This is a genomic window from Brevundimonas sp., assembly GCF_041648055.1.
GTDB lineage: Bacteria > Pseudomonadota > Alphaproteobacteria > Caulobacterales > Caulobacteraceae > Brevundimonas.
Genome location: NZ_JBAZPS010000002.1, coordinates 223146 through 235621, shown reverse-complemented (window position 1 = coordinate 235621; position 12476 = coordinate 223146). Strand labels below are relative to the sequence as shown.

The following is a 12476-nucleotide window of genomic DNA, read 5'->3' as shown; positions in this document are numbered from 1 at the left end:
TTAAGGGCCTCGTAGCTAAGCGAGGGTAAAAGTGACTGCGTAAAATAGTGCGCCGAGGGTTCTGGACGTGGTAAAACTCAAGTTAATCGTGGTCACACTGGCCATACTTCTGATCTTCGGCCCAACATCAGCCTGGGCTGCCGACTGGCGGCTGCGTGAAGTCAGCGGCGGCGTCCGGGTGGCAGTACCCGCGCGGGCCATCGCCCCAGGCGTTGTCGGCCAGATGCTTCCGATCGGAACCAGTGTGACGACGGGCGGTAACGGTCGGGCCGTGATTACCAACGGCGATCAGCGCATTGTCGTCGGGCCGAACAGCCGCACGACCCTGGCGGCAGAGCAGCGTGGCATGACCCGTATCCTTCAGGATCTCGGGTCGGCGCTTTTCCAAGTGGATCGACAAAGACAACAGCATTTCCGCGTCGAAACCCCCCTTCTCGCCGCCGTCGTTAAAGGCACGACCTTCACTGTCAGCGTCGACTCGCAGGGCGACCGGGTGCACGTGTCCGAAGGCCTGGTCGAAGTGCGGGCGATCAGCGGCAACGCTGGAGGTGATGTGGGCCCGGGCGCGACCGGTGTCGTATCGCGCACCCAGCCGGATTCGGTTGAGATCACAGCCCCTTCGGCAAACGTGGTCGTCACAGGCCCCGTTGTGGCGCTGGCTCCCATCGACTTCAAGGAAGTGACTGGCGGCCTGGTACAGAACCCTCCGGCGACTCTGGCGTCGCTGCCCCCAACATCAAGCCCCACCGGCGGCACTACCGGTAATACCGGCACCCCTGGCGGCAGTTCCGTCGCCAGTGCCGGTGGAGGATCGAACGCAGCGGGTACGGGAAATAGCGGTGCGGGCGCAAACTCCGGGGGGGGCGGCAACGGGGGCAATAGCCCTTCGGGGAGCGGGAACGGAAATGCAGGTGAGGGTCCTCCTCCCGGCCTGCCGGGTGGCGGAGCCGGATCCGACAATCCGGGTGATAATGATGACTCCGGCTCCGGTGCACCCGGCAACGGCGGCGGCAATGGAGGCCCCGGCACACCTGGGGGTCCAGGAAACGGTGGCGGCAACTCCGGTGGCGGCAATGGAGGCGGTGGCTCCGACGACGACGATGGCGGCAATGGTGGTCCCGGCACGCCTGGCGGTCCCGGTAACGGGGGCGGCAACGGCGGCGGCAACGGCGGTCCCGGCAACGGCGGTGGCAACTCCGGCGGCGGCAACGGCGGTCCCGGCACGCCCGGCGGTCCCGGCAACGGCGGTGGCAACTCCGGCGGCGGCAATGGAGGCGGTGGCTCCGACGACGACGGCGATGACGACGACGATGGCGGCAATGGTGGTCCCGGCACGCCCGGTGGCCCCGGTAACGGGGGCGGAAACGGCGGCGGCAACGGTGGTCCCGGCACACCTGGCGGTCCCGGCAACGGCGGTGGCAACTCCGGCGGCGGCAATGGAGGCCCCGGCACACCTGGCGGTCCCGGAAACGGCGGCGGCAACGGCGGCGGCAATGGAGGCGGTGGCTCCGACGACGACGGCGATGACGACGACGATGGCGGCAATGGTGGTCCCGGAAACGGCGGCGGCAACGGTGGTCCCGGAAACGGTGGCGGCAACTCCGGTGGCGGCAATGGAGGCGGTGGCTCCGACGACGACGATGATGATGACGACGACGGCGGTAACGGCGGCGGCCGTGGAGGCGGTGGCGCCGATGACGACGACGACGATGACGACGACGACGGCGGCAACGGTGGCGGTCGCGGTGGCGGTGGCTCCGATGACGACGACGACGATGACGACGACGACGGCGGCAACGGTGGCGGCCGTGGGGGCGGAGGCTCCGATGACGACGATGATGATGACGACGACGGCGGCAACGGCGGCGGCCGTGGGGGCGGTGGCTCCGACGACGACGACGATGATGGGGACGACTGATCTTGATTACCGTCGCGGGAAGAGAGTTCGGAGTTCGCTCGGTCAACCTGTTCTGGGCCACCTTGATCATCGTGGTGGTGTCGATGGCTTTGCTGTCGGGGTTTCTGCGCCCCGTCAGCGACGCCTTGGCGGGCGTTCGCTTCAGGCTGACTGACCGCGAGGCCAGCCAGACCCTCACTGTGGTGGAGATCGACTCGCGCAGCCTTCAGGCGGCGGGAGCCTGGCCCTGGGACCGGCAGCGGTATGCGACCGCGATCGACAATCTGGTCGAGGCAGGAGCCACCCTGGTGGCGTTCGACGTGGATTTCAGCGCACCCTCGCAAACGGCGGCCGACGCCGAGTTGGCGGCCGCAGTCTCGCGTCATCCGGGACAGGTGGTTCTGGCCAACTTCCTCCAGAAGGAATCCTACGGATCGAGGGACAGCGCGGTCGGCGAGAACACGCCCATCCCCAGCCTTCGCCAGGATGCGCTGCTGGCGTCTGTGAATGTACCTGTCGATGTGGACGGCAAGGTCAGAAGCTATGACGTCACACCATCGGGAGCATCCCAGCCGTCGCTGGCGGCGGTCGTCGCAGGACGCAGTGGCGGAACCAGCTTCGATATCGATTTCGGGGTCGACCACCGGACGATTTCGCATCTGAGCTTCGAGGACGTTCTGGCCGGCGACTTTGACAGGACGCTGGTTTCGGGCCGGGTCGTACTCATCGGCGCGACTGCCGTCGAACTTGGGGACGAGTTCGCCACGCCGGCGGGTCTCATTCCAGGCGTCTACATCCATGGCCTCGCTTACGAGAGCCTGATTGGCGGCCGGGCTCTGGTGGGGCTTCACCCGGGCCTTCTGCTCGCGCTCTGCCTTGTTGTGGGTGCCCTCCTCTTGCCGCGACGCGACGGCGGGGCATCGCTCCATCGACTGGTCCAGGTCCATGCCCTGGCTGCAGCAGCCATCCTGATCGGGCCCGTGGTGCTTCAGGCAGTCTCTCCGATCAGCCTGAACCCTGCCCCACTGATGCTGACGCAGCTTCTGTTTGCCATCTGGGGCACACGCGTCGAGCTGGAACGGCGCGAGCGGGCCATCGTCGCCGAGCGCGAGGCGGGCCTGCTGCACCTGGCCATGCACGAGCCGGAAACCGAGTTGCCCAACCGCCGGGCCCTGCTGAAGATCATCGGCGACACCTGGGCGGCCTCGTCTGATGCAGAGCTTGCCGTCATTACCGTAGGGGTGGAGCGACACGCCGAGATGCGGGGCGTGGTGGGCTATAACGTCGCCAACGCCGTGCTGGTCCAGCTCGCGGCCCGGCTGGAAGCCTTCGGTGCCACCGGCGGGGTGACCCAGCTTTCCAGCTCTGTCCTTGCGTTCGCGAGAACGGATCTGAGCGCAACCGGCCTCGCCGAACTGCTTACACGGCTCAAGGGACTTGAGACCAACTTCGTCGTCGGGGATCATTCCATCGACATCTTCCTTCGCCTGGGTGCGGCTCTCGAACGAGGCGGTCAGCTGGAATCAGAGGCATTGGTGGAGCGCGCGACGGCCGCACTCAACTCCGCCCGTGCCTCGGACGATCGCGGCGTGGTCTATGACGATGACGGGCAGGGCACGCCCGAAAACAATCTGGCCCTGATGTCAGAGATGCGCGAGGCGATCGCCGCCGGGGACATCTCGCTCCATTACCAGCCCAAGATGAGCACTGCCGATGGTGTGATCCGATCGGTCGAGGCCCTCTGTCGCTGGCGGCATGCAGAACGCGGCTTTGTCTCTCCCGATCTGTTCATCCCTATCGCCGAGGATACCGGCCAGATCCGTGTCCTGACCGAATGGAGCATCGCGCAGGCACTCACGGATCACGCAGTGCTCCGCCTGGGCGGGCAGGACCTTGTCATCGCACTGAACATCTCCGGGCGTCTGCTTGCGGATCAGGCCTTCCAGGCCAGGGTCCTCGACATGGTCGGGACATCCGGAGCCGCTTTGTGTTTCGAGATCACCGAAACGGCCGTGATTCAGCAGCCCGGTCTGGCCAAACAGGCCCTTGCTGCCTTCCGGGCAGCGGGCATCAAGATTTCGATCGACGACTACGGCTCGGGCCTCTCGTCGCTCAGCTATCTGAAGATGCTCAATGCGGACGAGCTGAAGATCGACCGTTCACTCGTCGTCGATGCGCTGGACAGCCAGCGGGACCGCCTCATCCTGAAATCCACGGTCGATCTGGCACATGGTCTCGGCATGTCTGTTGTAGCCGAAGGCGTGGAGACCGAAGAACTGACCTCGTGCCTGACGCTTCTCGGATGCGACGTCATCCAGGGCTACTGGGTATCGAGGCCGCTGCCGCTCGCGAAGCTTCAAAGCTTCGTAGAGCACAGCCGATCTGCCCTTTCAGAGAGCTGGCCGGACCACAAGGCTGACGTTGTTTCTCTCAATCCCGAACGCTCGAAACAGTCGCTGGCTTTATGAATTGCACGGCCGCGCTCCCGGAGAAGACCGGTAGCGTCAGTCCTTCTCGGACTTGACCAGTGAGGAAGACCAGCAGTTCGACACAGTCAGGCAGAAGATATTCGGGGAGCCCTTACCAATATCGGGAGGCCGTCAACTCGTTCGCCGTGTCCTGAAGCAAGCCGGCATGGGAGGGGCCTCTCATAAGAACCGGGCGACACCATAAGGCTTTCCGAACGATGGGCTGGCCACTTCATGCACCTGAAGCAGGGTCCACGCCGTATCGGCCAGGGCCTTTCGGCTGCGGTGGAAACCTTGGGCCAGATGTCACACTATAGGACCATGCCTAGAACCAAGATGAACCCACGCGTCTTCTGGGGCGCGAGCCTGATTATCGGGCTCCTGCTCGCTGTAGCCATTGCTGCTCCCGGAGAGTCCGACCGCCTGTTTCAGGCGGCCCAGGGATGGGTGATCGAGACGTTCGGCTGGTTCTATGTCGCCTCGGTGGCCGGCTTTCTGATGGTCGTCCTGTTTCTGGCTTTCGGCCCGACCGGAGCGCTCAAGCTCGGTCCGGACGACTCGGAACCCGACTTCCCCTACCTCTCATGGCTGGCGATGCTTTTCGCAGCAGGCATGGGCATCGGCCTGATGTATTTTGCGGTTGCCGAACCGATCCAGCACTACGCCAGCCCTCCGGAAGCCCAGACCCAGACCTTCGACGCGGCGCGCGAGGCGATGGTGATCACCTTCACCCACTGGGGCGTTCACGCCTGGGCCATCTATGCGCTCGTCGGTCTGAGCCTCGCCTATTTTGCCCACCGCAAAGGCCTGCCCCTTACGCTACGGTCTGGTCTGGCACCGCTGTTGGGCAAAAGGATCGACGGTCCGATCGGCGATGCGGTGGATGTGTTCGCCATCTGCGGGACTCTGTTTGGCATTGCCACCTCCCTGGGTCTGGCGTGTCGCAGATCAATGCAGGGCTGAACTATCTGACGGGCCTGCCGAACACACCGTGGATGCAGGTCGGACTGATTGTCCTGGTGATGGCGGGGGCGACCGCGTCCGTCCTCACGGGACTGGACAAGGGCGTTCGGCGACTATCGGAGCTGAACCTCGTCTTGGCGGTGCTGCTCATGCTGTTCGTGCTGGCCTTCGGGCCGACGGCTTTCCTGCTCAAGGCACTCGTGCAGAATTTCGGCTTGTATCTGGACCATTTCTTCGTCCGGACCTTCAATCTCTACGCCTATGAACCCAGGGGGTGGATGGCGAACTGGACGCTGTTCTACTGGGCCTGGTGGATCGCATGGTCTCCCTTCGTGGGGATGTTCATCGCCCGGATATCGCGCGGCCGGACCGTGAGGGAGTTCGTGATCGGCGTCCTGTTGGTGCCGACCGGCTTCACCTTCCTGTGGATGACGGTCTTCGGCAACACAGCCATCAGCCTCGACATGGGCGTCGCGGCCGGTGCCATTTCGAATGCGGTCACCGCAGACCTGTCGACCGCCCTGTTCCGCTTCTTCGAAGAACTTCCCGGGACTGCGATTACATCGACGCTGGCGGTGACGCTTGTGGCGGTTTTCTTTGTCACATCGGCGGATTCGGGCTCCCTTGTGATCGACACCATTGCGTCCGGCGGGGCTGATGACACTCCGCGCTGGCAGCGGGTCTACTGGTGTTCCCTGGAAGGGCTGGCGGCGGCCCTGTTGCTTCTCGCTGGAGGACTGGGTGCGTTGCAGGCGGCGACGCTGGTGGCTGCCCTGCCGTTTGCGGTCATCATGATCCTCCTGGCAGCCGGGCTGGTCCGACAGATGAACGCTGACGTCGCCGGCCGAACCGTCGAGACCGAGGGCCCTCCCCTCGCAGAAAAGCTCAAGCGGATACTGTCTCCGGCCACCCGACGTGACATCGAACGGCAGATTGATCAGGTGGGCGCACCAGCGCTTGAGACCGTGCGCCAAGGGTTGGCGGCGGAGGGTCTGGAGGCCGAGGTTAGCCGCGAGGCAACGGGCCTGTCCCTTCTGGCCACTTCAGGGGCCGGTGCCGCCTTCCACTACCATCTCGAAGCGCGTGAGCGACCTCGTCCTGCTCTGACGGCACTGGAGGCTCCCGAACGTCACCGTGCCAAGGAATGGCGCATGACGGCGCGTTCCGACGATGTCGCGCGCGTCCGGGATGTGACGGGGTTCACCCAGACGCAGATTGTCAACGATGTCCTCGACCATCTGCATCGCTGGCGGACGGTCTGATGTAAACGGACCCGATCCCCTCAACCCTGTGTGCGCCTGCCTGCGAGTTCATATGGGCGCTGATGGCTTCCATTGACCGGCGCACATGTCTTCATCCAGCCGTCCGCAGTGCTTCTGGAACTTCTCGGCGCAGCCATCCTAGGCAGTGACAGCCGACGCTGGTTTAGGGAGGGCGAGGCGCGTTACAAATCTCGTCGGCTTTCTGATAGCGGCTGGAGGCACGCTCGCGCGGCGACATCAATGGAAGTCGCGCGATCCCGGCATTATCCGAGCGTTACGGGGATGCGTGTGGCCGGGGTGGCGCGGATACTGCGGACGCACGATTTCGTCAGCGCGGCAAAGGGTGATCTGCGTGCAATGCCCGTCCGATAGCCGGTTCAGTTCGGCAGAGCGATCGAAGACCCGGTGCGCCATCAGATGAACGACGCCCTCCGGGCTTTTCTCGACCACGCCTTCGACGCCCATCAGCCGGGCAGCCATGACGACGCCTCGATACTCTTCGAACATTCGCGCCCACAGAACCAGGTTGGTGACGCCGGTTTCGTCCTCCAGGGTGATGAAGATGGCATTGCCCTTTCCCGGGCGCTGCCGGACAAGGACGACGCCGGCGGTGCGAACCTTGGTGCCGCTGCATTTGGTTTCCAGTTCGGCGCAGGTCAGCATTGTCTCCGCTGCAAAGATCGGCCGCAGGATCGCCATAGGGTGCGCCTTCAACGATAGGCGGGTTGTCTGATAGTCGGCGGCGACATGCTCGCCCAGAGCCATAAGGGGCAGTCGGGCATCGGCCTCCTCGCCCAGTTCGCGTGCGTCGGCCGCGGCGAACAGCGGCAGAGGTGCGTCGTCGGGCAGGCGGCGCACGGCCCATAGGGCCTCGCGTCGGTCCAGGCCGATCGAGCGAAAGGCGTCGGCCTCCGCCAGTCTGCGCATCGCCGCGCCGGGCAGGGTCGCGCGCCGAGCCAAGGTTTCGACGCCCTCGAACAAAATGCTGCGGGCAGCCATCAGGGCCTTGGCCCAGTCTTTGCGGAATCCGTCGATCTGGCAAAAGCCCAGCCGCAGCGCCAGCGATCCCGGTGGCCCCTCCAGCTTATTGTCCCAGTCGCTCAGATTGACGTCGATAGGCCGGATTTCGACGCCGTGCTCCTGGGCATCGCGCACAATCTGGGCCGGTGCATAGAACCCCATTGGCTGGGAGTTCAGCAGTGCGCAGGCGAAGGCTGCCGGGTAGCGGCATTTGATGAAGGAGGAGATGTAGACCAGCTTGCCGAAGCTGGCCGCATGGCTCTCCGGAAAACCGTATGAGCCGAAGCCCTTGATCTGCTCGAAACAGCGCTGGGCGAAGGCGCGATCATAGCCGCGCTCGACCATGCGAGTGACCATCCGGCCCTCGTATTTCCACAGGGTTCCGTCGCCCCGGAAGGTGCCCATGGCCTTTCGCAGGCCGTTGGCTTCCCGGGATGTGAACTCGGCGGCGACCATGGCGACCTTCATCGCCTGCTCCTGGAACAGGGGCACCCCCAGCGTCTTGTGAAGAACCTCCTTCAGTTCATCCGGATTGTAGCCGGGACCGGGTTTTGAGTAGTCGGCCTCCTCCACGCCGGCGCGCCGGCGCAGATAGGGATGCACCATGTCGCCCTGAATAGGCCCTGGCCGCACGATCGCCACCTGGATCACCAGATCGTAGAATGTGCGTGGCTTCAGGCGCGGCAGCATATTGATCTGGGCCCGGCTCTCGACCTGGAACACGCCGATCGAGTCGCCCCGACAAAGCATATCGTAGACATCGATCTGCTCTGTCGGGATGGTGTGCAGTTCATAGGGCGCGTCTTCGTGATCGCGCATCAGGTCCAGCGCCTTTCGGATGCAGGTCAGCATCCCCAGCGCCAGCACATCGACCTTCATCAGCCGCAGGTCGTCGATATCGTCCTTGTCCCATTCGATGAACGTCCGATCCGGCATGGCTGCATTTCCGATGGGGACCAGTTCGTCCAGCCGGTCCTGGGTCAGGATGAAGCCGCCGACGTGCTGGGACAGGTGGCGGGGAAAGCCCCGCAGCCGCGTCGCCATGGCGACCGCCCGCCCGATCATCGGATTGGCAGGGTCCAGCCCGGCCTGTTCAACATGCTTGCCTCCGATCTCGGCTCCCCAGCTGCCCCACTGACTGGCGGCCAGGCGGGCGGTCACGTCCTCGGTCAGGCCCAGCACCTTGCCCACCTCTCGGATGGCGCTCTTGGGGCGATAGCGGATGACGGTGGCGGCGATGCCCGCGCGGTGGCGGCCATAGCGCTCGTAGATGTGCTGGATAATTTCCTCGCGCCGCTCGTGCTCGAAATCCACATCTATGTCGGGCGGCTCTCCTCGATGGTCTGACAGAAAGCGTTCGAACAACAGGTCGTTCTCGGCCGGGTCCACGCAGGTGATGCCCAGCACATAACAGACCGCCGAGTTCGCAGCAGACCCTCGCCCCTGGCACAGGATTCCCTTGGAATTAGAGAACCGCACGATGTCGTGGATGGTCAGGAAATAAGGCGCAAAATTCTGAGCCTGGATGAAGGCCAGTTCCTTGTGCAACAGGTCGACGACCTTGTCTGGAATGCCGTCGGCATACCGGGTTTGGGCATGCCTCCAAGTCAGTTCCTCCAGATACTCCTGCGATGAACGACCTGGCGGCGTCGGTTCCTGCGGATAATTGTAGGTCAGGTCTTTCAGGTCGAACCGGGCGCGGGCCAGCAGAACTTGCGTCTGTTCCAGGGCCTCGGGCGCATCCCCAAATAACCGGTTCATCTCGGCAGGGGTTTTAAGGTGTCGTTCCGCATTGGCCAGCAGCCGTCGCCCCGCCGCCTCGACCGTTACCCCCTCTCGGATACAGGTCAGCAAGTCCTGAAGATCGCGCTCCGACGGATCGTGATAAAGCACGTCGTTAACCGCCAGCAGGGGTACATCGGCCGCCTGAGCCATCGCCTTTAACCGCGCCAGACGACGCCGATCGTCGCCCTGTCGCAGCATCGCCGCAGCCAGCCAGATCGAACCGGGCGACGCCGCCTCCAGCCGTTTCAGGATGGTTGGCAAGCCCTCCAGACGACGCTCTGGCATGACGATTAGCAGCAACCCCTCCGAATCGGCCAGAAGGTCAGCCAAGCCGATATCGCACTGGCCCTTCACAGCACGGCGGTTGCCCAGGGTCAGCAACCGCATCAGCCGCCCCCACCCCGCCCGATCTTCGGGATAAGCGACGATGTCGGGTGCCCCGTCGTTGAAGGCCAGTCGTGTACCCGTCAGCAGGCGAAAATCCTGTGCCCGCGCCTTTACCAGGTCTGATAGGGCCGGATCATTCATGGTGTCCTCGACGAAGATGGTCTCGCCCGGCCCGCCACCGTCGCGGACTTTCTCGGGTGGCGACAATCCCTCCTCTCGCAGAGTGTTCAGCGCGCTCCAGGCTCGAACGACACCCGCCACCGTATTCCTGTCCGCCAGACCCAAACCGGTGTGGCCCCGCAGGATCGCGCTCAAAACCAGCGACTTGGGATGCGAGGCACCACGTAGAAACGAAAAGTTGCTCGCTGCCGCCAGCTCTGCATAGGCGGTGGAAGAAGTGACGTCCGTCATGCGAACAGACCGTGGATATACCAGCGCGGTTCGGGAACCTCGCCATAGAAGCCTGCACGAAACAGCCAGAATCGCCGCCCCTCATGGTCCTCGACGCGGTAGTAATCCCGCGTGCGATGTCCGGGCCGACGCCACCATTCGCCGCCGATGCGTTCGGGACCTTCTGCGTGTGCAACCTGATGCGTGACTCGCCGCCAGCGAAACCGTGCCGGAGGTCCATCAGGAGCCAGAGCGATGGTTTCGATCGGCTGGGGTGAATCGAACATTTGCAACGGGCGTTGAGGCGGGGATTCTGGATCGCGCGCGGGCCAGGTGGTCTCGCCCCGGCGACGCCCAGCCCAGACCAGACGCGTGGCGCGTTCAGGCAGATGCGACTCCACCGGTTCGAACCGGCTAACCGCTTCTGGCCCCAGACGCGCTGTTAGTCGGTCGATCAGCCGGTCCAAGTTTTCGGCACCCGTCCCATTGCGATCTGGCGGCTTGGCTTCGAGCCTCGTCTGCGTTGACGCCATAGCTTGGGTGACAGGAACCGAGAGGCGCAACTGGTCGAACCCGAAGCCGGGGTCGAGCGGACTGGCCAGAGCCGCCAGCCTTTCCTTGAACAGCCGCATCACCCCGGTGGCGTCGCGCGTCGCCTGCCCGGTTCGCACTGTGATCCGCCGGGTCGCCCCATCGATGCGGAAAAAGGCCACCGCGAACGCCCGCCCGCCCTGCCGCCGCTGGTCCAGCCAGGCCATGGCCTCGATCAGCAAGTCACCGATCACCGCCTCGACATCAGAAGTCTGGGTGATCGGCTCGAACAGGATGCGATCAACGACGCAGGCCGGGGGCGGCCGCAGCGGCGTGATCCGCACGTCCTCCCGGCCCAGGATACGCGCCAGCCGTACCGGCAGGTCGGTCCCGAACCGCGCGGCCAGGGAGGCGGTCGGGCGGTCGTCCAGATCGCCCAGGGTTCGCAGGCCCGCCCGATTCAGGGCCTGATGCTCCCTCTCGTCCAGCTCCAAGGCTGCGATCGGCAAGGCTCGGACGGCTGCCGCGTCCTGACCGCCTTCAAGGATTCCTCCCCGTCCGAACCGGGCCAGGGCTCGCGCGGCCTGGGGCGTGCCGGCCAAGGCCGTGCGGACGCTCAGGCCGATGAGAGCGGCGCGCATTTCCACCGCCCGGACCAGCCCGGCCTCATTGCCGAACAGATGGGTGCAGCCGGTGACGTCCAGGATCAGGGCGTCGTCGCCATCGATCGCCGCCATCGGCGTGAACCGCCCGAAATCCTCAAGTACCTGAGTCAACAGGGCCGCATCGGCGTCGGGCCGATGCACGACCGTGCGCAGGGCGGGCGTCCGCGCCTGGGCGTCGGCCAGGGTCATGCCGCGCGTCAGTCCCAGGGCGCAGGCTTCCAGGTTCAGGGCGGCGAGCCGCAGGGCGCCCCGGACCTTTTCGACCAGAACGACGGCGTCTGGCGGGGCGCGTTCACCCGGTTCGGCGAAACCCTGTCGCGCTTCCTCCCGACCCAACCGATCCGACGACAGGAACGGAAACCAGACGGCCAGATAGCGGCGCGGGCTCTGCAAATGCGCGAGTCTCACGATCCCACTCCAGCGTCCATTTGGCGGGGGCGGCCCCCTGTCGGCTGCGGGTCAGGGCGGCGACAAAGGCGGGGCGGCCGGGAGCCCCGGCCTCCAGCGCCGTCGACAGGGCCGCGCGCACCGACCAGCGGGTCTCGGCCGCGCTGGGCAAAGCCGCCGCCGCCGCTCGGACCAGGAACGCTGTGCTTCGCCCCGCCCGTGACGCCAGAGCCAGACGCCGACTGGCAGTCAGGGTCATGGCCTTGGCTTCGCCCCAACCGCTCATCAGCACGGCTCCGACAGCCCCACTCTTCAAGGCCTCCTCGCCCGCAGCCAGCATGGCCGTAGCGTCTCGTACTCGCACGATCAGCACGTTCTCGGGTCGCAAGCCCCACTCGTGCAGCCCCGGCCCATGCAGGGCCCCCGCTTCTTGGCAAGCCAATGCCTGAACCACCCAGGCCAGGGGCCTCTCCGTTGTCGCACGAGACGCCAGACCCAGCGCAAAGGCATTGGCGGCCACAGCATCGGCGGCGGTTTCGGCATGAATGTCGTGGAGGCAGAAGAGGCAAGGTCCGGGGTCCAGATACGCATCGACACGATCCATCCCGAGCGTGAATCGTCCCGGCTCGGGCCCGGTCTCATGATGAGACAGCTTGGCCAGGCGGGATTTCAACTGGTCGATCTGAAGGGCCGAAGACAACGCATGTTCCTGTTATGTTCC

The 12476-nt window shown here is 65.1% G+C and carries 5 protein-coding genes and 1 pseudogene; 3 read left to right on the top strand and 3 right to left on the bottom strand.

The genetic code is table 11. The features are described 5' to 3' along the window. The first annotated feature begins 67 nt into the window (after nucleotides 1–67). From WC585_RS07415 to WC585_RS07405, 3 genes and pseudogenes are all read left to right on the top strand, one after another. Nucleotides 68–1918 (top strand): FecR domain-containing protein, encoded by a 1851-nt coding sequence (locus WC585_RS07415; protein WP_373257022.1) that lies wholly within the window; start codon nucleotides 68–70, stop codon nucleotides 1916–1918. Nucleotides 1919–1920: 2 nt separating this feature from the next. Next, nucleotides 1921–4365 (top strand): EAL domain-containing protein, encoded by a 2445-nt coding sequence (locus WC585_RS07410; protein ID WP_373257021.1) that lies wholly within the window; start codon nucleotides 1921–1923, stop codon nucleotides 4363–4365. Nucleotides 4366–4599: 234 nt separating this feature from the next. Next, nucleotides 4600–6590: pseudogene (locus WC585_RS07405) on the top strand (BCCT family transporter). A 237-nt stretch (nucleotides 6591–6827) separates the two neighbouring features. Here WC585_RS07405 and WC585_RS07400 read toward each other — a convergent pair. The 3 genes from WC585_RS07400 to WC585_RS07390 are packed head-to-tail and all read right to left on the bottom strand — an operon-like array spanning nucleotide 6828 to nucleotide 12455. Beyond that, a complete protein-coding gene (locus WC585_RS07400) occupies nucleotides 6828–10193 on the bottom strand; it encodes an error-prone DNA polymerase (protein ID WP_373257020.1) in 3366 nt (1121 codons plus the stop codon). After that, nucleotides 10190–11776: a DNA polymerase Y family protein gene (locus tag WC585_RS07395; RefSeq protein ID WP_373257019.1), complete on the bottom strand. Its 1587-nt coding sequence runs from the start codon at nucleotides 11774–11776 to the stop codon at nucleotides 10190–10192. Before WC585_RS07395 ends, WC585_RS07400 begins: the two co-directional genes overlap by 4 nt. Continuing rightward, nucleotides 11661–12455 (bottom strand): ImuA family protein, encoded by a 795-nt coding sequence (locus tag WC585_RS07390; RefSeq protein ID WP_373257018.1) that lies wholly within the window; start codon nucleotides 12453–12455, stop codon nucleotides 11661–11663. The genes WC585_RS07395 and WC585_RS07390 overlap by 116 nt, the downstream gene beginning before the upstream one ends. Nucleotides 12456–12476: the final 21 nt, after the last annotated feature.

What these genes read in the sequence shown, in the direction of transcription:
- WC585_RS07400 (WP_373257020.1), bottom strand. Translation starts at nt 10,193, where the DNA reads ATGACGGACGTCACTTCTTCCACCGCCTATGCAGAGCTGGCGGCAGCG.